At 60.2% G+C, this 25,126-nt stretch carries 23 protein-coding genes; 12 read left to right on the top strand and 11 right to left on the bottom strand.

What is annotated here, in order from left to right; all coding sequences use genetic code 11:
* The first annotated feature begins 425 nt into the window (after positions 1-425).
* Together FHT77_RS24840 and FHT77_RS24835 are read left to right on the top strand one after the other, a co-directional pair.
* Positions 426-794 (top strand): Hpt domain-containing protein, encoded by a 369-nt coding sequence (locus tag FHT77_RS24840; protein ID WP_183757484.1) that lies wholly within the window; start codon positions 426-428, stop codon positions 792-794.
* 204 nt (positions 795-998) lie between these two features.
* Entirely contained in the window at positions 999-1,319 is a 321-nt protein-coding gene (locus FHT77_RS24835) for a 2Fe-2S iron-sulfur cluster-binding protein (protein WP_027511814.1), read from the top strand.
* Between the two features lie 290 nt (positions 1,320-1,609).
* Here the strand turns inward: FHT77_RS24835 and FHT77_RS24830 are convergent, their stop codons facing one another.
* A complete protein-coding gene (locus FHT77_RS24830) occupies positions 1,610-2,236 on the bottom strand; it encodes a DUF922 domain-containing Zn-dependent protease (RefSeq protein ID WP_183757514.1) in 627 nt (208 codons plus the stop codon).
* A 98-nt stretch (positions 2,237-2,334) separates the two neighbouring features.
* Here FHT77_RS24830 and folP point away from each other — a divergent pair, with 98 nt between their 5' ends.
* From folP to folK, 3 genes are read left to right on the top strand one after another with little or no spacing between them, the layout of a single operon-like run.
* A complete protein-coding gene (folP, locus tag FHT77_RS24825; protein ID WP_183757483.1) occupies positions 2,335-3,201 on the top strand; it encodes a dihydropteroate synthase in 867 nt (288 codons plus the stop codon).
* The gene (gene folB, locus FHT77_RS24820) at positions 3,198-3,566 is read left to right on the top strand and encodes a dihydroneopterin aldolase (RefSeq protein WP_183757482.1); all 369 of its coding nucleotides are present in this window, start codon (positions 3,198-3,200) and stop codon (positions 3,564-3,566) included. The genes folP and folB overlap by 4 nt, the downstream gene beginning before the upstream one ends.
* Positions 3,559-4,077, top strand: a complete 519-nt coding sequence (gene folK, locus FHT77_RS24815) for a 2-amino-4-hydroxy-6-hydroxymethyldihydropteridine diphosphokinase (RefSeq protein WP_183757481.1) — start codon at positions 3,559-3,561, stop codon at positions 4,075-4,077. Before folB ends, folK begins: the two co-directional genes overlap by 8 nt.
* Before the next feature lie 52 nt (positions 4,078-4,129).
* Here folK and FHT77_RS24810 read toward each other — a convergent pair whose 3' ends face one another.
* The 4 genes from FHT77_RS24810 to FHT77_RS24795 all read right to left on the bottom strand — a co-directional run bounded on the left by FHT77_RS24810 (position 4,130) and on the right by FHT77_RS24795 (position 8,017).
* Entirely contained in the window at positions 4,130-4,681 is a 552-nt protein-coding gene (locus tag FHT77_RS24810; protein ID WP_183757480.1) for a hypothetical protein, read from the bottom strand.
* Positions 4,682-4,891: 210 nt separating this feature from the next.
* Positions 4,892-5,971, bottom strand: a complete 1,080-nt coding sequence (locus FHT77_RS24805; RefSeq protein WP_183757479.1) for a YcjF family protein — start codon at positions 5,969-5,971, stop codon at positions 4,892-4,894.
* Positions 5,968-7,443, bottom strand: a complete 1,476-nt coding sequence (locus FHT77_RS24800; RefSeq protein WP_183757478.1) for a YcjX family protein — start codon at positions 7,441-7,443, stop codon at positions 5,968-5,970. The genes FHT77_RS24805 and FHT77_RS24800 overlap by 4 nt, the downstream gene beginning before the upstream one ends.
* A gap of 76 nt (positions 7,444-7,519) precedes the next feature.
* The gene (locus tag FHT77_RS24795) at positions 7,520-8,017 is read right to left on the bottom strand and encodes a SixA phosphatase family protein (protein WP_183757477.1); all 498 of its coding nucleotides are present in this window, start codon (positions 8,015-8,017) and stop codon (positions 7,520-7,522) included.
* A gap of 273 nt (positions 8,018-8,290) precedes the next feature.
* Here FHT77_RS24795 and dksA point away from each other — a divergent pair, with 273 nt between their 5' ends.
* Complete coding sequence (gene dksA / locus FHT77_RS24790; RefSeq protein ID WP_007532954.1) at positions 8,291-8,710, top strand: RNA polymerase-binding protein DksA; 420 nt, start codon at positions 8,291-8,293, stop codon at positions 8,708-8,710.
* Positions 8,711-8,781: 71 nt separating this feature from the next.
* Here dksA and FHT77_RS24785 read toward each other — a convergent pair whose 3' ends face one another.
* Positions 8,782-9,807 carry a flagellar biosynthetic protein FliO gene (locus FHT77_RS24785; protein ID WP_183757476.1) on the bottom strand — a complete coding sequence of 342 codons (1,026 nt, stop codon included), beginning with the start codon at positions 9,805-9,807 and terminating at the stop codon, positions 8,782-8,784.
* Between the two features lie 286 nt (positions 9,808-10,093).
* Between FHT77_RS24785 and cckA the strand changes: the two genes are divergently transcribed.
* Entirely contained in the window at positions 10,094-12,694 is a 2,601-nt protein-coding gene (gene cckA, locus FHT77_RS24780) for a cell cycle histidine kinase CckA (RefSeq protein WP_183757475.1), read from the top strand.
* 30 nt (positions 12,695-12,724) lie between these two features.
* Here cckA and FHT77_RS24775 read toward each other — a convergent pair whose 3' ends face one another.
* Positions 12,725-13,651 carry a pseudouridine-5'-phosphate glycosidase gene (locus FHT77_RS24775; protein WP_183757474.1) on the bottom strand — a complete coding sequence of 309 codons (927 nt, stop codon included), beginning with the start codon at positions 13,649-13,651 and terminating at the stop codon, positions 12,725-12,727.
* 28 nt (positions 13,652-13,679) lie between these two features.
* The gene (locus tag FHT77_RS24770; protein ID WP_183757473.1) at positions 13,680-14,624 is read right to left on the bottom strand and encodes a carbohydrate kinase family protein; all 945 of its coding nucleotides are present in this window, start codon (positions 14,622-14,624) and stop codon (positions 13,680-13,682) included.
* 240 nt (positions 14,625-14,864) lie between these two features.
* On the opposite strand from FHT77_RS24770, the gene recA reads away from it, so the two are divergent.
* The 3 genes from recA (at position 14,865) to FHT77_RS24755 (ending at position 19,757) form a co-directional block, all read left to right on the top strand.
* A complete protein-coding gene (gene recA, locus FHT77_RS24765; protein WP_016554154.1) occupies positions 14,865-15,953 on the top strand; it encodes a recombinase RecA in 1,089 nt (362 codons plus the stop codon).
* Between the two features lie 156 nt (positions 15,954-16,109).
* Positions 16,110-18,770, top strand: a complete 2,661-nt coding sequence (gene alaS / locus FHT77_RS24760; RefSeq protein ID WP_183757472.1) for an alanine--tRNA ligase — start codon at positions 16,110-16,112, stop codon at positions 18,768-18,770.
* A gap of 135 nt (positions 18,771-18,905) precedes the next feature.
* Positions 18,906-19,757, top strand: coding sequence for a GyrI-like domain-containing protein (locus tag FHT77_RS24755; protein WP_183757471.1), 852 nt, complete (start codon positions 18,906-18,908; stop codon positions 19,755-19,757).
* A gap of 1 nt (position 19,758) precedes the next feature.
* On the opposite strand, the gene FHT77_RS24750 is transcribed toward FHT77_RS24755, so the two are convergent.
* The 3 genes from FHT77_RS24750 to FHT77_RS24740 form a co-directional block, all read right to left on the bottom strand.
* On the bottom strand, positions 19,759-20,379 hold the full coding sequence (locus FHT77_RS24750; RefSeq protein WP_183757470.1) for a glutathione S-transferase family protein: 621 nt from the start codon (positions 20,377-20,379) through the stop codon (positions 19,759-19,761).
* Between the two features lie 102 nt (positions 20,380-20,481).
* On the bottom strand, positions 20,482-20,928 hold the full coding sequence (locus FHT77_RS24745; protein WP_183757469.1) for a GNAT family N-acetyltransferase: 447 nt from the start codon (positions 20,926-20,928) through the stop codon (positions 20,482-20,484).
* 82 nt (positions 20,929-21,010) lie between these two features.
* A complete protein-coding gene (locus tag FHT77_RS24740) occupies positions 21,011-22,222 on the bottom strand; it encodes an NADP-dependent isocitrate dehydrogenase (protein ID WP_113365402.1) in 1,212 nt (403 codons plus the stop codon).
* A gap of 186 nt (positions 22,223-22,408) precedes the next feature.
* Between FHT77_RS24740 and FHT77_RS24735 the strand changes: the two genes are divergently transcribed.
* Positions 22,409-22,939: a hypothetical protein gene (locus tag FHT77_RS24735; RefSeq protein WP_183757468.1), complete on the top strand. Its 531-nt coding sequence runs from the start codon at positions 22,409-22,411 to the stop codon at positions 22,937-22,939.
* 164 nt (positions 22,940-23,103) lie between these two features.
* Positions 23,104-25,068: an FUSC family protein gene (locus FHT77_RS24730; RefSeq protein WP_183757467.1), complete on the top strand. Its 1,965-nt coding sequence runs from the start codon at positions 23,104-23,106 to the stop codon at positions 25,066-25,068.
* Positions 25,069-25,126 lie beyond the last annotated feature (58 nt).

Below are 25,126 nucleotides of genomic sequence, written 5' to 3'. Positions count from 1 at the left end.
CCGGGCTTCCCGCCGAGCCCGAACAAAACCTTAGCCTCTGAGCCCGCCCGTCCACGCTGCCGAGGACGGATAAGCATATCATTTCAGAGTGGATAGCTGCTTTTTCATACAGACGGTATCAAAACATTACCATTATCCACTTGGCGAGCAAAGGCAGGGACCGGAGAGCTCGCCCAGTAGTATCGTAGTGACACATCCGGGACTGCTAGACAATTAACGCAACCAGTCAATTCCCCCGATATTAAGGTCCTGTTAACATCATTTAACAAACGTGCGCACTTAAAAACCAAAGGGTTAACGAGGTTTAGTCGATGTTAACCATATCCTGAGAAATCCGCCCTGAATGTGCCGGAATTTAACGCGATGCCCACATGGCGCCCGCACGATCATCTAACAGCGGGGCTAGACGACCGGAGAATTGGCACATGGCAGCAGTCAGTATTGCGTTTGCGGCACCCGACAATTGCAAGGGTCCACGCCCATCGCAGGAGCGTCCCGTGGATCTTGTGCATTTGGCAAACCAGACAATGGGCGACAAGAGCCTGGAAATCGAAGTTCTGCAGATGTTTGCGCGGCAGGCGCGCGCTTGCCTGCACGAAATATCTTCAGGCGACATCAAGACGATTGAAGCTGCGGCGCATCGCCTGAAGGGCGCTGCCAGCGCGGTCGGCGCGTTCCGCGTTCATGCGGCCGCTGAGGCGCTCGAGGGCAATTGCGGCGACGCTGCAACTATGGCGGCGGTTGGCATTGCGGTAATCGAGGCCGAGAATTTCATTCTCAAGCTTTGCCGTTGAGCGACGCAAGTCGGCCGCAGAAACCGGCCCGCTGATCCATTTCGGAGCAGCGGGTCTTTTTGTGACCGTCGGCGTGACGCATTTTGACAAGCGCGTCGCTTCCCAATCTGTGATGAAGGGTATCAGCGGTCGATGTTGACTGCCTCGACGATTTGTTGGAAGAAAAAATCCAGACCCTCCCATTGACGACTACCGGAAATCACTATGCCCAAACTGACTATTGTCGCCTTCGACGGCACGCGCTTTGATCTTGATGTCGACCAGGGATCGACCGTTATGGAAAATGCCGTGCGCAATTCGGTGCCGGGCATCGAGGCCGAATGTGGCGGCGCCTGTGCGTGCGCGACCTGTCACGTCTACGTCGACGACGAGTGGACGGAGCGCGTCGGTCCGCCTGAGGCGATGGAAGAAGACATGCTCGATTTCGCGTTTGACGTGCGTCCGACGTCGCGCCTCTCCTGTCAGATCAGAATGAAGGCCGTCCTGGACGGACTCATCGTCCACGTGCCCGAGCGTCAGGCCTGATCGCCACTCCGCACAAAAAAAGCCTCGCTGGCCGTTAGACGAGCGAGGCGAGGTAGGCGCATTACCTACGGACGAGGGAGGATCGTCCGCGGCTTCGCAACGCGCCAGGAGAACCCAGGAGCGAAAGTTCGGGCTTACGAACCTGAACTTTCGAATGTCTGAATATTAGCGCGTTGTAGTTGATTTAGCTAGACCGAGAAATAACCAGTAAATCACTGGGGCGACTGCAGTTTCACACAAGTTTCGTTACGCGGCTAAACTTCTGTGATCGCCTTAGGCTTGAGAATCGGCTATCTTTCGCCGCCGGATGTTTTCATCCGATTGTTCAGAAGTCTTATCATCCGGTTCTGAAAGTTGACGGCCTCGATTCGGTCGAATCGGGCCTGCAGCCTGTCGTGTTCGTCGATTCCGCGTGTCGAGACATCGGTGACGAGTTCCTGCATGCGTTCGCAAGTGGACTGTGGTGGAAGGGCGAGGATCTGCCTTTCCATGATGCGCGCCTGGTTTCGAGCGATCTCCGCATGGCGTTCTTCGTGTCGTTTGATGTCGCTCGACAGAGCGTCCCATATCATCGACAACTGCTTGCTCGCGCCCTTGCGGTTGCTCCAGCGGGGAAGGATAATCTGTGTGTGGACCGTGACCTTGGCGCTGCTTACCCGGCATCGCCCTCCCGCCTGGACATAGGTGGCGTCGCCGCCAAAGCGAATCTTGGTGGCTCCTGGGTGACGAGCTGACGAACCGCTCGCGGTCGGTCCGTTGCTGCTCAGTTGCTGATCCAGTTGGTCGGCGGTTTTGCCCTTGATGGTGAAGTATGAGTAGCTTCGCGTCGCGATGACGGCAGCGGCAGCTGGACCGCAGGCGGCTATGGCCATGGAAAACCCGAGGAGGAGCGGCATATAACGCGGTACGAAAAGCATTCTGCAGATACTCATGTTGAAGTTTGCCGGAGCTTGGGGCATAGCCACGACCAGCGCAATATCGCTGGCGCTTTTTTCGATCGATAGGATGAATGCCGTTGACACAGCTTAGGAGCAGTTTCTGGCGCGTCGGGCATGGTCGTGAGGTCGAACTGGGCGCGCGTTCCGTGCTCATGGCGATCGTCAATGTCACACCGGATTCCTTTTCCGACGGCGGGCGATATAAGAGCGTCGAAGCGGCCGTCGCACATGCGCTCGAAGCTGCGCACCAGGGAGCTCACATCATCGATATCGGCGGGGAGTCGACACGCCCGGGCGCTGCCGCCGTTACTCCCTGTGAAGAGCAGGCGCGGGTGCTGCCGGTCATCGAGACGCTGCGTGGTAAGACTGACGCGCTGATTTCGATCGATACTTATCGCGCCGAGACCGCGCGGCTTGCCGTCGGCGCCGGCGCGCACATCATCAACGACGTATTCGGGCTCCAGAAGGAGCCGGAAATCGGAAATATTGCTGCCGATACCGGTGCGGGGCTGTGCCTGATGCACACCGGTCGCGACCGGGACAAGCTTCCGGACGTGATTGCCGACCAGTTTGCTTTCCTGGAGCGCTCGCTCGAAATCGCTTCCGCCGCTGGGGTCCTTAAGGATCACGTGGTGCTGGACCCCGGCTTCGGCTTTGCGAAGGACACGCAGGAAAACATCGAGCTGATGGCCCGTTTCGGCGAACTGCACCGCTTGGGATTTCCGCTGCTTGCCGGAACCTCGCGCAAACGGTTTGTCGGCGCCGTCACCGGCAGGGAAGCCGCCGATCGAGACGTTGGGACGGCGGCGACGAGCGCGCTGCTGCGTCTGGCGGGAGCCAGCATTTTTCGCGTACACGATGTCGCAATCAACAGGGACGCTCTGGCCATCGCCGATGCTATGCTTGCGGCGCGCTGTAGCTTCGAGCAGGGAACCTTGGCATGAGCACCACCTATACCATCACGCTTCAGAACTGTGCCTTCTTTGCCCGGCATGGCGTTCACGACGAGGAGGAGTTTCTCGGTCAGCGTTTCTTCGTGGATGCCGAACTCGACGTTGTCGCCGGCGATGCACTGCAGAGCGATTCGATCAACGATACCGTCAACTATGGGATCGCATTCACGGTGATCGAGGAGATTGTCACCGGCAAGCGTCGGTATCTGATCGAAGCGCTTGCGCTTGATATCGCCAAGGGGCTGTGCTCGACATTTCCGCAGATCAAGCGTGCAAAAATCACGGTCCGCAAGCCCAACGCGCCGGTGCCGGGCGTTCTTGATTTCGTTCAGGTGAGCGTCGAACACTTTGCCTGAGGCTACTTTCAATACCGCCACGCTCGGACTTGGCGGCAATCTCGGCGATCCCGTCCACGCCATGGCCCTCGCGCTGAGGTCACTTGACCAGAGGCGCGACTGTCACGTTGTCGCTGTCTCGCGGCTTTATCGCACCCCGCCGTGGGGAAAGACCGACCAGTCCTATTTTTTCAATGCTTGTGCTGCGGTCAAGACGACGCTTGGTCCCGAGGCGCTTCTCGATGTCTGCCTTGATATCGAGCGGGGCATGAAGCGCGAGCGCATCGAGCGCTGGGGGCCGCGGACGCTGGACATTGATATTCTGACCTACGGCGATGTGGCACAATCGGCGCCGCGGCTGGAGCTTCCGCATCCACGCATGACGGATCGTGGATTCGTGCTTATGCCGCTCGCTGATATTGCCCCGGATCTGCGCGTCAGCGGCGCGACCGTTCGTCAATGGCTGGCAAAGGCAGATGTGCAGGGGATCGAAATAGCTGACCAGACCGGCGAGTGGTGGCATACGGCCTGAAACAGCAAAGCGGCGGAAAATCCGTCGCTTTGCAAAGACTTATCCTGACGCTCTATTCGACAGAGCCGACGGTGATTTCGTCGACCTGACGCGTCAACGTAAGGCCGATCACCGGGACCATTTGGCTTTCGACCTTCACCGATACGGTAACGTTCATTGTCTTGTCGTCGCGGACGCGGGCGATCATCGCGCCGTTGAGCTTGGAGCGGTTGAGACCGACAACCACAGTATCCGGCGTCACCGCACCCGAGACGACGTCAAGCCCCTTGCCCTCGGCGCCATCAAGGAACTTGCCCTTGTAGGAATTGCCGGACTGGGTGATCAGCGCCGTCATGGGTTGCTTGAAGACACCGACCCTGCAGCTCCCGTCGAGCTTGATCCCCGTGCCGCCGGCGCTTACCGGTTCGCCAACGAGGTTGCAGGTGAATTTCGTACCCTTGTACTTGCCAGCGACGATCTCGCCGGGACCTCGCCAGGTGCCGGCGATTGACTCGAAGAAGGCCTTATCCCGTGTTGCCGCCGTTGCGGACGGAGCCATGTCGGCGACCGGTGACAACGCCACGGCAGCGAGCCCGAAAAGAAGAAGAAACTTGCGCGAATACATGGATTTTCCCTAGCGACACCATCGCTTAACTGGTTCCAAGTTTTGCCGCAGAATGGTTAATGGTTGGTTTCTTGCGGGCCGAAAAGCGCTGAATTTCAGGGCGTCTCGCAGGTGCCGATCGTCCTGATCGGGACGCTACCCTGTTGAATTCGTAGCAAGTATTTTCCCACGCCGTTCAGCGCCTGGCAAGCGTTAGAAAACTGTCAATTCTCAAGAATTCTTGTCGCGCGACGTCATGGACGGGGTTAGATCGCCGATGAAGTCGCCGATTCCCGGACGCTTCAGTGCGTGGAAGGAAAGCGGACGGCAGAGATCCATCGCGGCGATCCCGATGCGGGCGGTCATAAGCCCGTTGATGACGCCTTCGCCGAGTCGCGCGGACAGTTTCGATGCCAGTCCGTGCCCAAGCACCTGCTGCACCAGACTATCGCCGACGGCGATCGAGCCGGTCACGGCAAGATGCGCCAGCACGTCCCGCATCAGTCGGATCATCCCAAGCGTCCCCGGTCGTCCACCATAGAGCTCCGCCATGGCTCGGACCAGCCGAGCGGCCTCATAAAGCACGTACAGCAGGTCGACGATCGCGCGCGGGCTGACGGCGGTGACGATGGAGACGCGCTTCGATGCGTTGACGATCAACGCGCGTGCCTGTCGATCGAGCGGCGCCAGAAGCTCCCGTTCAGCGAGAGCGATCAGATGCGGTGCGTCGATAATATCGCCCTCTGCCGCCGTCAGTGTCGCTCTGCCCTTGGCAGTTTCAGGTTTGCTGGAAAGCAGGGTCTCGAGGCGCTTGACCAGTGCGCGTGCCTTCGCCGGCTTCGGCTCAACAATGGCGGCCTCGGCCTCCGTCTTGATTTCCTGCACGGCTGCTAACCGCATCAGGCCGGCTGTTTCACGGATAACAATGGCGATCACCGCCAAGAGGCCTATTCCGAGCGCAGCAAGCGCCGCATAGCCCAGCCAGTCGGCGCGACTGAAGAGATTGCGGATAAGGCTATCGGTCCAGAGGCCGAAAGCGAGCGAGAAAAGAATGCCGAACGCGGCAGCCGCGATTTTCCCAAACGACGCGCCACGCCTGCACGGGATTGCGACCGGAATTGGCGCGACATCCTTTTCGGGACTAAGGAATGGGTCATCCTCGTCGGCGGTCAGCACGACATCGTCGGTGAAGCTGCCGGGCCGCCGCGGGCGGTGTTTGGTCTCGATCGCTGGTCGAGCCGGTGTATCCTCTTCATAAGAAAAGGCGGCCGGCGCGCGAGGTGTGGGGTGTTCGGACGGTGGCTTGATCATGCGAGGCGATCTCCGAACAGAAATTGCATGGCACGGTCCAGGCGGATATGCGGAACCGAGAGCTTTATGCCGCCACCCGTTTCCTCAAGGTGGGGCGGACGGAAACGCACTACGCTCACATCGGGCAGGGAAACATCGCTGTCTCCCGATTCGATCCGCTCGAACAGGCTCTCGGGATCCGCGGGCAGGTCGCCGGGAAAGATCGCCGTCTTCTTTTGACCGTAAAAGCGCTCTCCGCCGATGGTTTCGCCCTCGATTGGTGTTCCAACGATGACCGGGAGGTCATGGCCGTCGCGTTTAACAGTGGCTTCGCGGGTGGCGCGGACCGATGCAAGCGCCATGACATCAATGCCGGCGCCGGCCATGCCAATCCGGTGCACCGCGCGATCGACCAGGCGGCGGGTGAGGGCGTCGAGCCTGTCATGGCTCTCGTGATGCAGATGGTCGGCCTTCGTCGCCGCGACGAGGACACGGTCGATCCGGCGGCCGAGCAATGAGGATAACCAGGAATTCGTGCCTGGGCGGAAGCAAGCCAGAACGTCCGTCAGGGCTCGTTCGAGGTCCTGTACCGCCTCCGGGCCACGGTTGATGGCCTGCAAGGCATCGACGAGCACGATCTGCCTATCGAGGCGGGCGAAGTGCTCGCGAAAAAAGGGCTTCACGACGACGGACTTATAGGCCTCATAGCGTCGCTCCATCATTGCCCAAAGGGACCCCTTTTGGGGCTTAGCTTCCGGCGGAAGTGCGAGCGGTGCAAAGGTTAGGGCCGGCGAGCCATCGAGATCTCCCGGGAGCAGGAAGCGGCCCGGCGGAAGCGTCGAGAGCGAGCGTTCGTCGGCTTTGCAGGCCTTGAGATAATCAGAAAAGGCGGTGGCGAGGTCGCGCGCGCGCATCTCGTCGGCCGAAGCAGTGACGTCGGTGGCGTGAGTGAGCGCCAACCAAGCTTGCGAAAGCTCTGCGCGAATGCCGGCTTCCGCCAAGCCGATCGTCTCTTCGCTGAATGTCCCGTAGTCCTTGGCGAGCAGCGGCAGATCGAGGAGCCACTCGCCGGGATAGTCGACGATATCGATTGATAGTCTGCCTGGCGAGAACAGCCGGTTCCAGCCGCTTGCGCTCTGATAGTCCAACGTGATGCGCAGTTCGGAGATCGCCCGCGTCGAGTCCGGCCATACGCGATCCTTGACGAGGGAGCGAATGTGATCCTCGTACTGGAAGCGCGGCACTGCATCGTCCGGTTGCTGCTCAAGCCGCACCGCCGAAACACGACCGGACTGGACGGGTTCGAAGAGTGGCAGACGACCGCCGTGCAGAAGGTTGTGGACCAGAGATGAGATGAAGACCGTCTTGCCGGAACGCGACAAGCCGGTCACGCCGAGGCGCACGGTGGGATTGATCAGGCCCGACGCCCGGTCAGCAAGATTGTCCAGGGCAATGCGCGCGTCGTCGGAAAAGGAGGTCAGGCTGGGCGGCAAGGCGGAATTCCGGTGGATCGTGACAAGCCATATAGGGACCGCAGGTCGACGCGAAAAGACGTTCCGCGAAAAGACCTTAGTCGATCACAAAATCAACGAGACGCCAGCCTGGCAACCCGCCGTCATAGTCCAGAACCGCAAGGCCGGCCGTCGGAAAGCCGGTCGGCAGCGCCTGACAGAGCGCCTCGTGCCCAATCAACGCTTCGAGCGTCTGTTCCATCGTTGGGTTATGGCCGACAAGCATTACTGAATTGATGGCTTCTTGTGCGTCGATGATCTCAAGGTAGACCTCCGGCGAGGCATTGTAGAGGGCGTCGACAAACCGGAGGTCAAGCGTAGAGCCCATGGCCCGATGCACGGCATCAGCAGTGTCCCGGCAACGCGCAGCTGTGGAGCTCAGAAGCAGATCCGGCCTGTAGCCTTTGTCGGCAGCCTTGTCGGCGACGATCTCAGCGTCCGCATAGCCCTTGTCGTTCAGCGGGCGGTCGAAATCACGTTGTCCAGGTGCGGCCCAGGCAGCTTCGGCGTGCCGTAGCAGATAAATCCGGGAGGGCGGAGGCGTGATTGCAGCCATAGGAAAATCCACGTCGAAGGGACTTTTTCAGTAGCGGGTGAGCGGCCCGCGCGTCAACCGTGCCGGCAGGAGTCGCCGCTAAATCCAGGGTAGGAAAGTGTGGGGTTACCGGGAGCGAAACACGTGCTCGGCGGAATAGTGGTGAGAAAATAGTCTGTTAGCGTAAAAATATGACAGATTTAAAAAACTGTTTACCTAGCGTATTTGGCTTGAATCAACCGCAGTGCTCGCGATATACACCCGCCAGATGAGATGTTCTTCAGGAGAATCGCGTTGAGTGAGAAGATCGATCTTAGCAACTACGTACCCTCGGAAGAGGAAGAGTTCATGAACGGTAATCAGCGGGCTTATTTCAGAGCCAAGCTGGTGGCTTGGAAGAATGATATCCTCAGAGAGGCGCGCGAAACCCTCGACCACCTGGCAGAGGAAAGCGCAAACCATCCGGACCTTGCTGACAGGGCATCGTCTGAAACCGACCGGGCCATCGAACTTCGAGCCCGCGACCGCCAGAGAAAGCTGATTTCCAAGATCGACGCAGCACTGCAACGTATCGAAGACGGCACCTACGGCTATTGCGAGGAAACCGGCGAACCAATCGGCCTCAAGCGGCTTGACGCTCGACCGATCGCAACGCTCTCGATCGAAGCCCAGGAACGGCACGAGCGCCGGGAAAAGGTCTACCGGGACGAATAATCCCGAAATGCCGACAAGAAAAAGGGCACCACGGTTTCCGCGGTGCCCTTTTTTATTTGTGCGTCGATCGACTATTTGTCGCGATTGACGCTCATTTCACCGAAGATGCGTGCGACTTCGTTTTGAAGAGCGGCATCCGCACCGGTAATCGGGGCCATTTCAGGATCGCGGCGAGGTTGGTTGCCCGGTGCTGGACTGGGCCGCGGCGCAGGTGCCTGCGGTGCCGGTACGATGCGCTCAGCGGCAAGCGTGCTGGTCATTTCCTCCTCGAGAATGCGCTGAAAGTCGCTCGGCTGTACTGCTGGCGCTAAGGTTCCCACTTCAACAAACGCCGACGAGGGCTGCACGGGCGCAGGAGCGCTTCGGATGGGCGATGGGGTGATCTGCGGCTCGATGCGCTGTTGCGGCAGCACACGCTGGCGGGCAGAATCAAGGATATCAGCGGCGGCTGAGGCTTCGATCGGGGCAGGTGTTGGTCGTGGTTCGAACGAGGGTGCCTGACGTGGTTCGAACGACGGTGCTGGACGCGGCGCGCGCTCACGTTCGGCAGCAACCGGCGGCGGCGAGGGGGGCGTTGGCGTGGGAGCGATAACCGGTTCAGGCTGTGCTTCGATTGGCGCGCGCTCGCCGAGAGAAGGTTCGGTCGGCGTGTGACGAAGGACCGGCGGTGCATTCTCGACTTCGGCAGGCGCAATGCGAGCGGGCGCTACCGGTTCAGGCGCCATCTCGATCTGCGGAGGCGCCAACTGCGCCGGGGCCGGAACGGCGGCAGATTGATTCGTTATCTCGACCGATGCGGGCTTGTCTACAACTTCGCCAATGCGGCTCTCGATCACGATATCGGTCGGACCGCCGATCATGATCAGATGCTCGATATCGTCACGGCGAACGAGGACGAGGCGCCTGCGCGCATCGACGGCGGCGGCATCGAGAACCTGCAGCCGTGGTTGGCGATTGCGACCACCACGGACGAAGGGCGAAGGCGCGCGGCTACGGACGATCCAGAGTACGACAATCAGCAGCAACAGAGCTAGGCCGACGCCGCCAGCGGCAAGAAGGAAGCGGCTTCCGTAAGCTCCCATGAGATCATCGAACATCTTGGTTTACTCCCTTCGCGGTTTTGCACCACATCGCGATATTACCACTTCGTAGACAAGTCGCGACGGCCTTGTCCAGTCATCCCAACCCGAAGTGGAATTCGAACATGTTTTCTTAACAACGCATTTTAATGGCGAAATTGGCGCTCTTCGCTGTGAATTCAATCAGTCTTCATGGAGACCAGTGTTTTTGCGGAGACCGCAAATTGGTAAGAAGAAAAGGCGCCTGATTCCTGCTTTGTCTCCCTGTTACGACCGAAGCCCGGCAGGCCATGCGAGGGAATAGATGACGAAACCGCGTCAGGCCGAAGACTTTAACGAACCGCTCTTGGACCGCGGGGGGCGCACGGGCACGGCTTTGCGGATCATTCTGCTTGCGCTTGTCTTGATTGGCGCAGCCGCCGGGTTCGTTGTCTTCAAACGCTCACTAGACAATGAGATGGTGCTCGGTGTTCTCGGCGTGCTAGCCATGGTCGGGATCTTCTTCCTGGTGTCCTCGGTGATCGGTTTCATCGAGGTCATGCCGCAGCGGCAGTCGGACAGCCTGGCGCGGGCCTTCTTGAACAGCCACCCCGACGGGTCGCTGATTACCGACGAGAAGGGCCGCATCGTCTATGCGAACGCGGCCTATGGTCAATTGACCGGCGCGCGCAAGTCGACGGAGGTTCAGACGCTTGAAGCCCTGCTGTCGCGACATCGGGAATCGAACGAGGCGCTTTATCGCCTCTCCAACGGACTGCGTGAGGGCCGCGAGGGCAGCGAGGAATTCCGCCTTTTGCGGTCGCTCGGCCCTGCAACAAGTGGCGCGGGAGCGCATTGGTACCGTCTGAAAGCGCGGAGCCTGCGGAGCGAGGAGATAGGACGCAAACCTCTTCATATCTGGCAGATCAGCGACATCACATCAGAGCGCGACGATCAGGAGCGGTTCTTCAAGGAATTGCAGAATGCCATCGACTATCTCGACCATGCGCCGGCTGGGTTCTTCTCGGCAGGGCGCAAGGGCGAGATTTTCTACCTCAACGCGACGCTTGCCGAGTGGCTCGGCATCGATCTCACCAAATTCGTGCCCGGTTCGGTAACGATTGGCGACTTTGTCGCGGGCGAGGGGCTTGCGCTGATCCAGTCGGTGCAGGCGGATCCCGGCCTGAAGAAGACGGTGACGCTCGATCTCGACCTAAAGAAGATGAACGGTCAGAGCCTGCCTGCACAGATCGTTCACAGCGTCACGTCGATGCGTGACGGCGCGCCCGGAGAAAGCCGGACGATTGTGCTGACCCGCCAGAAGAGCGGAGAAAGCGACCAATCCGCCTCGGCCGCGGCGATGCGGTTTACGCGTTTCTTCAACAACACACCGATGGCGATCGCCTCGGTGGACGGCGAAGGCCGCATCCTGCGCACCAACGCGCCTTTCCTGAAGCTGTTTTCCGGAATCGTCTCCCGCAATGACGTTGAGAACGGTGCCTTGCTTGAGGTCATTGTGCAGGACAGCGACAAGGCAAGGCTGCAAGACGCGCTTGCGGCTGCCAAGGACCGGCAGGGCGATATCCCGCCGATCGATTCGCGCACGCCGACGGATGAAGCCCGCCACTTCCGCTTCTACGTCAATGCGGTGATAGACCAGAGCGACGAGGCGCCGGAAGAGGCCGCGATCGTCTATGCCGTCGAGGTGACCGAGCAGAAGGCGCTCGAGGCGCAGATGGCCCAGACGCAGAAGATGAATGCGGTTGGCACGCTGGCAGGTGGGATCGCGCACGACTTCAACAACGTTCTGACGGCGATCCTGCTGTCCTCAGACCATCTGCTGCTGCAGGCACGGCCTGCCGATCCAGGCTTTGCGGACCTGATGGAAATCAAGCGCAACGCCAATCGTGCCGCCGTGCTCGTGCGGCAACTGCTGGCGTTCTCGCGCAAGCAGACGATGCGACCGACCGTGCTCAATCTGACCGATGTGGTGGGCGACCTCAGGATGCTTGTCGATCGCCTGCTGTCGGGTACGAATGTGAAGCTCGACGTTGAGTATGGTCGTGATCTCTGGCCCGTGAAGACGGACCTTTCGCAATTCGAGCAGGTGCTGATCAACCTCTGCGTCAACGCGCGCGATGCCATGCCGCAAGGCGGCAAGCTGACGCTTCGCACGAAGAACGTGACGGCGGACGAGGTGGCCGCGTTCAACTATTCCTACATGCCGCATGAGGACATGGTGCTTGTCGAGGTCTCGGACAACGGGACGGGCATCGCGCCTGAGATCATGGACAAGATTTTCGAGCCCTTCTTCACAACGAAGGAAGTGGGCAAGGGAACGGGGCTTGGCCTCGCGATGGTTTATGGCATCGTCAAGCAATCGGGCGGGTTCATCCAGCCCGAGTCCGAAGTTGGCAAGGGGACGACGTTCCGGGTGTTCCTGCCGCGCCATATTGTAGAGCCGGCGGTTGCAGCAGAGGTGGACGCCGTGACGCCAGCGGCTGGTACACCGATCGAAGCCGTGCCGGCAGCTGTGGAGCAACCTGAGGATTTGACCGGATCCGCCGTCATTTTGTTGGTCGAGGATGAGGAAGCGGTGCGTCGGGGCGGCAAGCGCATGCTCGAGACCCGCGGCTATACGGTTTACGAGGCGGGATCCGGCGTCGAGGCGCTGGATATCATGGACGAACTCGAAGGTAAGGTCGACATCGTCGTTTCGGATGTCGTGATGCCGGAGATGGATGGTCCATCGCTGCTGCGCGAACTGCGCAAGAATTATCCGGACCTGAAGTTCATTTTCGTTTCGGGTTATGCCGAGGATGCGTTTGCGCGCAACCTGCCGCCGGATTCGAAGTTCGGCTTTCTGCCGAAGCCGTTCTCCCTCAAGCAGCTTGCCGTCGTCGTCAAGGAAACGCTTGACAGCTAAGGGGCGCCTTGGCGCCCCTCCTTCAAACAATCAACCGGCTAGCGCGACGGCAATTTCTGCTGCCAGTCGCGCATTGTTCTCAACGAGCGCGATGTTGGTCTTCAGGCTCTGGCCGTCGGTCAGGTCAAAGATCGTGCTGAGCAGGTAAGGCGTCACTTCCTTGCCGGTGATTTCGTCGCGCTCGGCGCTGTCGAGCGCGCGCTCGATGTAGATTTCCATTTCCTCGCGGGGGATCTCGTCTGCCTCCGGCACCGGGTTGGCAATCAGCATGCCGCCGTCGATGCCAAGTTGCTCGCGCACCGTCTGGAAGTTGGCGATGGCCGCCGGGCTGTTCAGCGTCAACGGGCTGCGCAAACCAGAAGCGCGCGACCAGAAGGCCGGGAATTCCTCGCTTTCATAGGTGACCACAGGCACGCCAGCGGTTTCCAGCACTTCCAGAGTTTTCGGAATATCGAGGATTGCCTTGGCGCCGGCGCAAACGACGATGACGCCGGTGCGGCCGAGTTCTTCGAGGTCAGCGGAGATGTCGAAGCTTTCTTCCGCCCCGCGATGGACGCCACCAATGCCACCGGTGGCGAAAACCTTGATGCCGGCGCGTTCCGCGGCGATCATCGTGGCTGCAACAGTCGTCGCACCGTGACGGCGCTCGGCAATCGCGAAGGCAAGATCGGCGCGCGAAACCTTGAGGACGTCCTTCGCCTGCGCCAGTTGCTCCAACTGATCGGACTCTAGGCCGATATGCAGCGTGCCGTGGATGACTGCGATGGTAGCCGGAACCGCACCCTGTTCGCGTATGAGCGCCTCGACGCTGCGCGCCATCTCGATATTGCCGGGGTAGGGCATGCCATGGGTGATGATGGTCGATTCGAGAGCAACGATCGGCGCGCCGCGCTGCTTGGCGCTTGCGACTTCCTTGGAGTAGGCGATCGGCAGGAGGGGGGAGATCGGTTTCGTCATTGTCTCTTCCATTTCGTCGGTAGTGGCTTCAATGCAAAATTCTCGCTGGCGGAACAAGGGCAAGTGTCTCCCTCACCAAATCCGGAGAAAGATTTTCATTGACCGCGTGTGGGGACTGCACAGTCAGGGCTGCCGCGGCTGCACCCTCGCGCACGGCATCGGCCAAGGGCATTCCGCGCATAAGCCCTGATATGACGCCTGCTGCAAGCGAGTCGCCGGCGCCGGTGACATCGGCGACGCCCTCGAGATTTACGGGCTGCAGGGCAACAACACGGCGACCTGCAAACGCGATCAGCTCGCGTTGGCCGCGCGTGACGACGCCTCCGCGCAGACCGATGTCACTCAACAGTGACGGCCAGTGGGCCGGGTCGTTTGGCCGTTCGCCGGTGAGCGCGGCGGCCTCGGCTTCATTGAGGAATAGATAGTCGATTCCGTGGATGCATGGTTTCAGCTTGACGGCCTTCGCCGGCGAGATCGCGATCGCGCCCACCGGCTTGCCGAGAGGCTTGGCGCGCTCGACGATCGATGCCAGCGTTTCTGCAGGCAGGTTGGCATCAAAGAGGATGAAATCAGTCGCGGCAAAGGTCTCGCGGACAGCGCGGATCGACAACCGGCGCGGCACGAACATGCGATAGAGATCCATGTCGGCAAGCGCAATCACCAGGTTTCCGTCGTTCTCGATGATTGCGGTGTAGCTCGGCGTCTTCCGGTCGAGAAAAACAAAGGGGCGGTCGTGAACGCCCGCAAAATCGGCTGCCTCGCTCACCATCTCACCGATCGGATCGCCGCCGCGGGGCGAAATCATGGTCACCTCGAACCCCAATCGCGCCAGATTGCGTGCGGCATTGAAGCCGCCGCCGCCTGGCTCCTCAAACCATGAGCCTGGATTGCTGGCACCGGCAACGGTGTCGCCGGAAATGCGTCCGCGCCTGTCGATATGAGCTCCGCCAAGGACCAGAATCTTCTGTTTCATCTCATTGTCCCGCAAGGTCGGAAGATGCGAATCGTCCCGCTGCCGCTACCCGGCTGGCCGGTAGCGCCCTATCTCTAAGCTGTTGCTTTCCATCACTAAAACAAATGCAGAACACAGGCCGTTTTACCTTTTTCTTTCAGTCATTTGAAGGCGGCTTGCGCAATGAGAACAAATGCGGTACAAAATCCGCATTGGCGGCGACATTGCTTGAGCGGCTTCAATAACCTAAAGGTGGATCGAATGTCACAGAATACATTGCGGCTTGTAGAGGACAAATCGGTGGACAAAAGCAAGGCACTTGAAGCGGCACTCTCACAGATCGAGCGGTCGTTCGGCAAGGGCTCAATCATGAAGCTCGGCTCGAACGAGAATGTCGTCGAGATCGAAACGGTTTCGACGGGTTCTCTCGGGTTGGATATCGCGCTCGGCATCGGCGGCCTTCCGAAGGGTCGTATCATTGAAATTTACGGACCCGAGAGTTCGGGCAAGACGACGCTGGCGCTGCAGACGATTGCGGAATCGCAGAAGAAGGGCGGCATCTGCGCCTTTGTCGATGCAGAGCACGCGCTTGATCCGGTCTACGCCCGCAAGCTCGGCGTCGATCTGCAAAACCTCCTCATTTCGCAGCCGGATACGGGCGAGCAGGCGCTCGAGATCACCGACACTCTGGTCCGTTCTGGTGCCGTCGACGTTCTCGTTGTCGACTCCGTCGCTGCGCTGACGCCGCGGGCGGAAATCGAAGGCGAGATGGGCGACAATCTGCCGGGCCTCCAGGCTCGTCTGATGAGCCAGGCACTGCGCAAGCTGACGGCTTCGATCTCGAAGTCGAACACCATGGTTATCTTTATCAACCAGATCCGCATGAAGATCGGCGTCATGTTCGGCTCGCCGGAAACGACGACTGGCGGTAACGCGCTGAAGTTCTATGCGTCCGTTCGCCTCGACATCCGCCGCATTGGCGCGGTCAAGGAGCGCGAAGAGGTGATTGGCAACCAGACCCGCGTCAAGGTCGTCAAGAACAAGATGGCGCCTCCGTTCAAGCAGGTCGAATTCGACATCATGTATGGTGAGGGTGTTTCGAAGACCGGCGAGCTCGTCGACCTCGGTGTCAAGGCGGGTATCGTCGAGAAGTCGGGCGCCTGGTTCTCCTACAACAGTCAGCGTCTCGGCCAGGGCCGCGAAAATGCGAAGCTGTTTCTGCGCGACAATCCGGATCTCCTGCGCGAGATCGAGACCGCGCTTCGTCAGAATGCCGGTTTGATTGCCGACCGCTTCCTGCAGAATGGTGGTCCTGATGCAAATGACGGTGACGAGGCTGCAGACGGCTAATTCTGCCTGACGGTTGCCAGAAGTTCAAAACCGGCCGCATTCCTCGATGAGAATGCGGCCGGTTTTGTTTGTCTGCTGGACAGTGGTTAAGGCGAGCGATAAAAGCCACTGGATTTAAGTTTTGACCTGCCTCCCGGCAGCATTGAAGGGCATAGCATGAGCGGTGTGAATGATATCCGGTCGACCTTCCTCGACTACTTCAAGAAGAACGGCCACGAAATCGTTCCGTCGAGCCCGTTGGTGCCGCGAAACGATCCGACGCTGATGTTCACCAATGCCGGCATGGTGCAGTTCAAGAACGTTTTTACCGGCTTGGAGCAGCGGCCGTACAAAACCGCCTCGACGGCGCAAAAGTGCGTCCGCGCCGGCGGCAAGCATAACGACCTTGATAACGTCGGCTACACTGCACGCCATCACACCTTCTTCGAGATGCTTGGGAACTTCTCCTTCGGCGATTACTTCAAGGAGCGGGCAATCGAACTTGCCTGGAACCTGATCACCAAGGAATTCGCCATCGACGCCAAGCGCCTCCTGGTCACCGTCTATCACACGGACGACGAAGCCTTTAATCTCTGGAAGAAGATCGCCGGCCTGTCCGACGACAAGATCATCCGCATCCCTACCAGCGACAATTTCTGGGCGATGGGCGATACCGGCCCGTGCGGGCCATGCTCAGAAATCTTCTATGACCACGGCGATCATATCTGGGGCGGTCCTCCCGGCTCGCCGGAGGAAGATGGTGACCGCTTCATCGAGATCTGGAACCTCGTTTTCATGCAGTACGAGCAGGTCACGAAAGAAGAGCGCGTGGATCTCCCGCGCCCGTCGATCGACACCGGTATGGGACTTGAGCGCGTCGCTGCAGTGCTGCAGGGCAAGCATGACAACTACGATATCGATCTTTTCCGCGCCCTGATCGAGGCCTCGGAAGAGGCGACCGGCGTCAAGGCCGAAGGCGAGCAGCGCGCCAGCCACCGCGTCATCGCCGACCACCTGCGCTCGTCTGCCTTCCTGATCGCCGACGGCGTGCTGCCCTCGGCCGAAGGCCGCGGTTACGTCCTGCGTCGCATCATGCGCCGCGCCATGCGTCATGCCGAACTGCTCGGCGCCCGCGAGCCGCTGATGTGGAAACTCCTGCCGACGCTGATCCAGCAGATGGGTCGAGCCTATCCGGAACTCGTGCGCGCCGAAGCGCTGATCACCGAGACGCTGAAGCTTGAGGAAACCAAGTTCCGCACGACGCTGAAGCGCGGCCTGTCGCTGCTCTCCGACGCGACGACAACGCTCGGCAAGGGCGACATGTTGGACGGCGAGACCGCCTTCAAGCTCTACGACACCTACGGCTTCCCGCTCGACCTGACGCAGGATGCGCTGCGCGCTCGCGAAATCAGCGTCGATCTCGCCGGCTTTACCGATGCCATGGAGCGCCAGAAGGCGGAGGCTCGTTCGCATTGGGCCGGCTCCGGCGACAAGGCTACGGAAACCATCTGGTTCGAGCTGCGCGACAAGCACGGGGCAACCGAATTCCTCGGCTATGACACCGAGACGGCTGAAGGCGTGGTACAGGCAATCGTCAAGGACGGTGTTACCGTCGATGCGGCCGCCAAGGGCGACAAGGTGCAGATCGTCGTCAACCAGACGCCGTTCTACGGAGAATCCGGCGGCCAGATGGGTGATGCCGGCATCATCTCCTCCGACACAGCGAAGATCGAGATTTCCGACACACAGAAGCGCGGCGAGGGCCTTTTCGTCCACACCGGCACCGTCATCGAGGGCAGCGTCAAGGCCGGCGACGCGGTTGCCATGACCGTCGATCACGCCCGTCGTTCGCGCATCCGCGCCAACCACTCGGCGACCCACCTGCTGCATGAAGCGCTGCGCGAGGTTCTCGGCACGCACGTGGCGCAGAAGGGCTCGCTGGTTGCGCCGGAACGCCTTCGTTTCGACGTCTCGCATCCGAAGCCGATGACGGCGGAAGAGCTGAAGCGCGTCGAGGACATGGCCAACGAGATCATCCTGCAGAATTCGCCTGTCACGACGCGCCTGATGAGCGTCGACGACGCGATCGCTGAAGGTGCGATGGCGCTGTTCGGCGAGAAGTACGGCGAGGAAGTGCGCGTGGTCTCGATGGGCCGCGGGCTGCATGGCGCCAAGGCGGGCAAGGCCTACTCGGTCGAGCTCTGCGGCGGTACGCATGTGTCAGCGACCGGTGACATCGGCCTTGTGCGCATTCTCGGCGACAGCGCGGTGAGCTCCGGCGTGCGCCGCCTCGAAGCGGTGACCGGCGAGCCGGCGCGTGCCTATCTTGCCGAGCAGGACGAACGCGTGAAGGCGCTTGCCGGCGCGCTCAAGGTCCAGCCGGGCGAGGTTCTGTCGCGCGTCGAGGCGCTGATGGACGAGCGCCGCAAGCTCGAAAAGGAATTGGCGGACGCCAAGCGCAAGCTTGCCATGGGCGGCGGGCAGGGCGGCTCCGATGACGCTGTGCGTGAAGTCGGCGGCGTGAAATTCCTTGGCAAGGCGATCTCGGGCGTGGATCCGAAGGATCTCAAGGGGCTCGCCGACGACGGCAAGGCAAGCCTCGGCTCCGGCGTCGTTGCTCTGATCGGCGTATCCGACGATGGCAAGGCAAGCGCCGTTGTCGCCGTCACGCCTGACTTGACTGGCCGTTTCAGCGCTGTCGATCTCGTCCGCATCGCGTCGGCGGCTTTGGGTGGAAAGGGCGGCGGCGGCCGTCCCGACATGGCGCAGGCCGGTGGGCCCGACGGCGCGAAGGCCGATGAGGCGATCGAAGCCGTGGCGCTCGCGCTCGCAAGCTGAGCGTACCGAGTTCCTTCGAGTTTTGGAAAGGCGGGTTGATCCCGCCTTTTTCTTTGCGTGGTCGTCGAAGTCCGCAGGATTTGTCAAATCACGCTATGGTTCTGTGTGGCCGATCGGTTTGCAAGAGGTTCTGACATGAATGGCGCAACGGCTTGGACGCTCTATGAAGCTCGGCTTCGCCGGGTATCCGCCCATATCCACAATCACCTCGACGAAGAACTGGATATGGACAAGCTTGCAGTGATCGCCTGCATGTCGAGCTATCACTGGCATCGGGTCTACCGTGCCATTCACGGCGAGACGCTTGCCGCGACCGTAAAGCGGTTGCGGTTGCATCGTGCCGCAGGCGATATCGTCGGTACGCATCTTCCAGTTGGGGAAATTGCAAAGCGATCAGGCTATCCCAACCTCCAGTCATTCAACCGCATTTTCAAGTCGGTCTACGGCATGCCGCCGGCGCAATACCGGACGAAGGGTAGTCACACAGCGTTTGAACCTTCACCTAACGGAAAGATCGCAGCGATGTTTGATGTTACCATACGCAAGATTGAGCCAATTCAGTTGATTGGCGTACCGCACCTCGGCTCCTACATGCAGATCGGCCAGGCATTCGAGACGCTGTTCGGCACCCTGCATGTCCGCGGATTGGCGAAGCCAACGATGCGGATGATCGGTGTGTACTTCGACGATCCCGATATCGTGCCCGCCGACAAGCTGCGCTCCATCGCGTGCGTGAGCACTGACGGCGAGATTGCCATCGCGCCGCCGCTGCAGGCCCAGATGCTTGATGGCGGCGAGTATGCCGTCCTGCGTCACAAGGGGCCTTATGCCGACATGCACAAGGCTTACCAGTGGCTTTATGCGGAGTGGTTGCCCGCTTCCGGTCGGCAGCTGCGCGACAGTCTGATGTTCGAGGATTATCTGAACAACCCTCGCGATGTACCGCCGACCGAACTTCTGACCGACATCTACATGCCGCTTTGCTAGCTTATTCGGCTGCCTTCATGGAAGCGTCGTCTATTTCTGACGCCCGCTTGTAGCCGGGACGTTCCATCAGGCGGCCGAAGTAATCGACGAAAGCCTGGCGCTTCTCGATCGTGCCGAAGCTCATGCCCCAGCCGATATGCGAGCCGACATAGACGTCGGCCGCAGTGAAGCGATTGCCTGCTATGTAGGTCGAGGCACCGACGGCCTTCTCCAACGTGTTCATGACATCCGAGAAGCTGCCGTAACCAGCCATGCGGCTCTTGTCGGCGGGCGTATCGAAGCCCAGCGCCTTGTTGGTCGCTGCGGCTTCGAGCGGCCCGGCTGCAAAGAACATCCAGCGATAGTAGTTGCCGCGCTCATCCGGTTTCGGGGCAAGCCCCGCTTCCGGGAAGGTGTCGGCGAGATAGGCGCAGATCGCGGCGCATTCGGTGACAACGGTCTTGCCGTGGCGGATCGCGGGCACTTTTCCCATCGGGTTGACGGCGAGATATTCCGGCGACTTCATTCCGCCGTCGAAACCGATGATCTTGGTTTCATAGGGAGCGCCGGTCTCCTCCAGCATCCAGCGGGCGATGCGGCCGCGTGACATGGGGTTCGTGTAGAGTATCAGTTCCTCAGCCATTCAATTCCTCCTCCTGTTCGGTTTTCGTCGGTCCCCCTCGACGCAGCTATCCACTGCCGGGAAATAGGACAGTGCTGGTTGAAGCAAAGTCTTCCGGTTTGATCAGAGAGCCTTGCGATACTGGATGAAGCCGGAGCGCGCGGCGATGCGGTCGTAAAGCTTTCGCGCGGTCGCGTTGGTTTCATGCGTCATCCAGTAGAGCCGCCCGGCGCCATTTTCCCGCGCAAGGTCGGCGACCGCATCGATCAAGGCAGCACCGGTGCCGAGGCCGCGCTGATCGCCTTCCACGTAGAGGTCCTGAAGATAGCACGTCCATTTCGGCAACCAGGTCGAGCGATGGAAGATGGCATGGACGATGCCGACAAGTTTTCCCTCGGGATCGAATGCGCCGAGCGCATGCATGTCCTCGGCAGGGTCGTGGAACCGGCTCCATGTCAGGTCGGTCGTCTCGTCGGGAATGACGACTTCGTAGAAGCGCTGGTAGGCAAGCCACAGCGGTTCCCATGCCGCGCGCTCGGAAGGCTGAAGTGGTCTGATAGTCGCGGTCATTCCAGTTGTTCCCTTGTTATGTTGTCCTGAAACGAAAACGGCGGGGAAATCCCCGCCGTCCATTCTGATATTTGCGTCTGGCTTATGCCATCGCCTTCTGCAGGTTCTCGTCGATCTTGTCGAGGAAGGCGGTGGTCGAGAGCCAAGGCTGATCGGGACCGATGAGCAGCGCCAGGTCCTTGGTCATGAAGCCGGCTTCAACGGTGTCGACGCAGACCTTTTCGAGCGTTGCCGCGAACTTTGCGAGTTCGGCGTTGTCGTCCAGCTTGGCGCGATGCGCGAGGCCGCGGGTCCAGGCGAAGATCGAGGCGATCGAGTTCGTCGAGGTTTCCTGGCCCTTCTGATGCTGGCGGTAGTGACGCGTCACCGTGCCGTGCGCAGCTTCAGCTTCGACGGTCTTGCCATCCGGCGTCAGCAGAACCGAGGTCATCAGGCCGAGCGAGCCGAAGCCCTGGGCAACCGTGTCGGACTGGACGTCGCCGTCGTAGTTCTTGCAGGCCCAGACGTAGCCACCAGACCACTTCAGAGCGGAAGCAACCATGTCGTCGATCAGGCGGTGCTCGTAGGTGATGCCGATTTCGTCGAACTTCGCCTTGAATTCGGTCTGGTAGACTTCTTCGAAGATGTCCTTGAAGCGGCCGTCATAGGCCTTGAGAATGGTGTTCTTGGTCGACAGGTAGACCGGCCACTTGCGCATCAGGCCGTACATCATCGAGGCGCGGGCGAATTCGCGGATCGACTCGTCGAGGTTGTACATGGCCATGGCAACGCCGGCGCCGGGGGCGTCGAAGACTTCCTTTTCGATGACCTGACCGTCTTCACCGACGAACTTGATCGTCAGCTTGCCCTTGCCCGGGAATTTGAAGTCGGTGGCGCGGTACTGGTCGCCGAACGCGTGACGGCCGACAACGATCGGCTTGGTCCAGCCCGGAACGAGGCGCGGAACGTTCTGGCAGATGATCGGCTCGCGGAAGATAACGCCACCGAGGATGTTGCGGATCGTGCCGTTCGGGCTCTTCCACATCTGCTTGAGGTTGAATTCCTTGACGCGATCTTCATCAGGCGTGATCGTCGCGCACTTGATGCCGACGCCATGCTTCTTGATGGCGTTGGCGGCGTCGATCGTCACCTGGTCATTGGTGGCGTCGCGGTTTTCGACGGAAAGGTCGAAATAGTCGATTTCGAGGTCGAGATACGGATGGATCAGCTTATCCTTGATGAGCTGCCAAATGATGCGAGTCATTTCATCGCCGTCGAGATCGGCGACGGGATTGGCGACCTTGATCTTCTTCATGTATCTGCCTCGTTTAAGCTTGGAGGGACGGGCGTCCCGGGTGGGTGATATGAAATCCCGAGCGCTATAGCATTGTGGGCCGGGAGTGCAAAGCCGGAAGCAGAAGGGGACGGTGTTTTTGCGGCCATTGCCAAGCGGAGGAAAATGGCTAGTCTCCGGCGCAAAACCATTGCCCGGATGCTCGTCATGAAGAAGACTTCCCTTGCCTTAGCGGTCCTGCTCGGTTCAGCCTCGCCGATGTTCGCCGCCGACGTTACGGCGCCTGTGAAAGAGATCATGGACGCGACCATCAAGAACTGGTCTGGCGCAGACAGCGACTGGATCGACATCTTCGATCCAAGCAGGCTTTCGCGGCTCTACAGCAAAGACTTCGTGACGAAATACCAGGCGGCCATTCAGAACCCGGCTGCCGACGAGGACGGTGTCTCGCCGTTCGACTACGATGTGATCGTCAATGGCGAGGATGCATGTCCGCTTGAGGATCTGACCTACACGCCAAAGCCCTCCGCCGACAGTGCAACGGAAGTTGTCGTCACCTTCAAGAAGGCGACCTGCATGGACGACGGATCGGACAAGCAGGCGATCACGACCGTCCGCTTTGAGATGCTCGAGGAGGCCGGCAAGCCGGTCATCGACGACGTCGTCACCGAAGGCGATCCGGGCCAACCACCGAACTCGCTCAAAAACACCATGGTGCAGATCGCCAAGGGACAATGATGGCTTGGATGGCTCCGAACAGCACTTTCCCGGGCTGACGAATGCGCTAGTTTCCACCTGCCGAATGGCGGTTGTGCGAGGGATGGCGGGGCCGTCCCGCGAAGGAATACGAGGCTTCCCTCGATCAATGACTGCTCGACGTCACGAACAAGGGGCGGGGATGCGTGCTTTCCGGTTTTGACTTCCGTGACTGGTTGCTCGCGCACGACCCGGCGCTGTCGCGTCTGCGCATCGCGTCGCGGGTAACGCTAGCGATGGTTCTCTCGTTTGGAGCGCTATTGGCAATCCACCATCTGCTGGTTCCGCTCCCGGCGGCGGCCTACGGTCTCGGCATTGTCCTCTCGATCGAAGGCGGGGTTGCGGTAAAGGACAAAGGCGGTGCCTCCCAGCTCGTCACGCGTTTATTGGGCTGCGTGGCAAGCGTCTGTGTCGTCGGCCTCGCCGCGGTCCTTGAAACAAACCGCTATGTGTCGGATGCAGCGTTCCTGCTCATCATCTTTCTTGCCTCGGCCGGACGTGTGTTCGGGCCGCGTGGGCATGCGATCGGCATGTTTGCCTTCACCTCCTATTTTCTCGGAGCCTACTTCCGCCCGCACATCGCAGACCTTCCGCTGATTGCGATCGGGCCGGTCGCTCCGGCTTTGATCGGGCATGCCGTACGTTCTCTGGTGCTTCCCGACGATTGGCGTCGGGATCTCTTGCGCTCGCTGGAAAGCGTGCGCGGCCGGATCAACCAGATTTTGTTCAAGATTGCTGCCCTCGCGTCCGTGGGGCGAATGGCGGACAAGGATGCACAGGAATTGAGGCAGCTGGAGGAGCGGCTGAAGGAAGTCGTGTTGATGGCCGAGGGTTTCATACCACGACCGCCGGCGGGCGTCTTCGAGGGCACTGAGCCGGCGGCGGTGTTGGCGATCCGCCTGTTCGACGCCCATCTTGCCGCCGAGAGCGCCATTGTGCTCAGTTCGCAAAGCCTGCCGCCATTTCCTCTCGTTCACGCGATCATAAACGGCTCTCCGCCGCCGGAAATGCTGGAAACACTGGACGAATTAGAGGCAGAAACAAGCCAGGCTTTGATCCGCTTGGGAGAGGCAAGAGCGCTGCTCGCAGAGACGATCGAAAGGGGCTATGCGACAGGATTTGCCGAGGTCGCTGCCGTGACAGATGAAGTTGCCGCTCCTGCGAAGATCGACTTTTCGCTCAACAATCCGCTGATCCGCTCCGCGCTGCAGATAACGCTGGCATCGGCGATCGCGATGACATTCGGACTTATGATTTCGCGAGAGCGTTGGTTCTGGGCGGTGCTTGCCTCGTTCCTGGTGTTCACGAATACCAATTCCCGTGGTGATACCGCTATGAAGGCGCTGCAGCGTTCACTTGGGACGCTTCTCGGGATCGCCATGGGGCTGGTTTTGGCGACCGTTCTCACGGCGCATATGGTGGCTGCGCTTGCCGTCACGACGATCACCATTTTCCTCGCCTTCTACTTCTTGCAGACATCCTACGCGACGATGACCTTCTTCGTGTCGATCGCACTCTGCCTCGTCTATGGAATGATGGGATCGCTGACAGTCGATCTTCTGTTGTTGCGCATCGAGGAAACCATGCTGGGCGCAGCGGCCGGCACGTTCGTTGCGTTTGTCGTCCTTCCGTCGCGGACGCGGGGAGCGTTGGACATGGCAGTTGGCAAGTGGTTCTCGGCTTTGGAAGAACTTCTTTCTGCCGCTGGTGCGAAGAACGCGACGGACTCGTTGATCGCCTTTTCTCAGAAGCTCGACGCCGCATATCGGGATCTGGCCACCGCGGCACGTCCTCTCGGTACCTCCTGGTCGATTGTCACCAAGCCGGGACATATTCGGCAAACGCTGGCAATCTTTCTCGCCGCGACCTATTGGGCACGGGTTATGGCCAGAGACCAGGAAGCAGCCGCCAGCGATGTGGAGAGCCCGAAGTTGATTGACGCAGAGCTTCAGCGCGTAACGCTTCTGGCAAAGCGTCAGTCGGAGTGCTTCTTCGTCGATAGAAAGACCGGCGGCACGCCCGGACGGCATTTGCCGCTCTCGCGTCCCGGCTCTCGCCTTGGGTTGGAGATGATCGGTTCTACCTTGGAGAGACTCTACGCTGGTGCTTGACCCTTGCCGTTTCGGTCCGGCTTGGCTATTCCCGCGCTTAGCAAAAGGATCCAGCGTT

Source organism: Rhizobium sp. BK181 (assembly GCF_014193305.1).
Classification (GTDB): Bacteria; Pseudomonadota; Alphaproteobacteria; order Rhizobiales; family Rhizobiaceae; genus Rhizobium.
Note: the sequence above shows the minus strand (reverse complement) of the source record. Positions and strands in the feature narration are given on the sequence as shown.

Bases quoted from the DNA above. Each gene is read 5' to 3' on its own strand.
- FHT77_RS24775 (WP_183757474.1), bottom strand. From the start codon at position 13,651: ATGACGAAACCGATCTCCCCCCTCCTGCCGATCGCCTACTCCAAGGAA.
- FHT77_RS24745 (WP_183757469.1), bottom strand. From the start codon at position 20,928: ATGACCGCGACTATCAGACCACTTCAGCCTTCCGAGCGCGCGGCATGG.
- FHT77_RS24840 (WP_183757484.1), top strand. From the start codon at position 426: ATGGCAGCAGTCAGTATTGCGTTTGCGGCACCCGACAATTGCAAGGGT.
- alaS (WP_183757472.1), top strand. From the start codon at position 16,110: ATGAGCGGTGTGAATGATATCCGGTCGACCTTCCTCGACTACTTCAAG.
- folB (WP_183757482.1), top strand. From the start codon at position 3,198: ATGAGCACCACCTATACCATCACGCTTCAGAACTGTGCCTTCTTTGCC.
- FHT77_RS24770 (WP_183757473.1), bottom strand. From the start codon at position 14,624: ATGAAACAGAAGATTCTGGTCCTTGGCGGAGCTCATATCGACAGGCGC.
- cckA (WP_183757475.1), top strand. From the start codon at position 10,094: ATGACGAAACCGCGTCAGGCCGAAGACTTTAACGAACCGCTCTTGGAC.
- FHT77_RS24805 (WP_183757479.1), bottom strand. From the start codon at position 5,971: ATGATCAAGCCACCGTCCGAACACCCCACACCTCGCGCGCCGGCCGCC.
- FHT77_RS24830 (WP_183757514.1), bottom strand. From the start codon at position 2,236: ATGCTTTTCGTACCGCGTTATATGCCGCTCCTCCTCGGGTTTTCCATG.
- FHT77_RS24755 (WP_183757471.1), top strand. From the start codon at position 18,906: ATGAATGGCGCAACGGCTTGGACGCTCTATGAAGCTCGGCTTCGCCGG.
- FHT77_RS24835 (WP_027511814.1), top strand. From the start codon at position 999: ATGCCCAAACTGACTATTGTCGCCTTCGACGGCACGCGCTTTGATCTT.
- recA (WP_016554154.1), top strand. From the start codon at position 14,865: ATGTCACAGAATACATTGCGGCTTGTAGAGGACAAATCGGTGGACAAA.
- FHT77_RS24785 (WP_183757476.1), bottom strand. From the start codon at position 9,807: ATGTTCGATGATCTCATGGGAGCTTACGGAAGCCGCTTCCTTCTTGCC.
- FHT77_RS24795 (WP_183757477.1), bottom strand. From the start codon at position 8,017: ATGGCTGCAATCACGCCTCCGCCCTCCCGGATTTATCTGCTACGGCAC.
- FHT77_RS24740 (WP_113365402.1), bottom strand. From the start codon at position 22,222: ATGAAGAAGATCAAGGTCGCCAATCCCGTCGCCGATCTCGACGGCGAT.
- FHT77_RS24735 (WP_183757468.1), top strand. From the start codon at position 22,409: ATGAAGAAGACTTCCCTTGCCTTAGCGGTCCTGCTCGGTTCAGCCTCG.
- FHT77_RS24810 (WP_183757480.1), bottom strand. From the start codon at position 4,681: ATGTATTCGCGCAAGTTTCTTCTTCTTTTCGGGCTCGCTGCCGTGGCG.
- FHT77_RS24750 (WP_183757470.1), bottom strand. From the start codon at position 20,379: ATGGCTGAGGAACTGATACTCTACACGAACCCCATGTCACGCGGCCGC.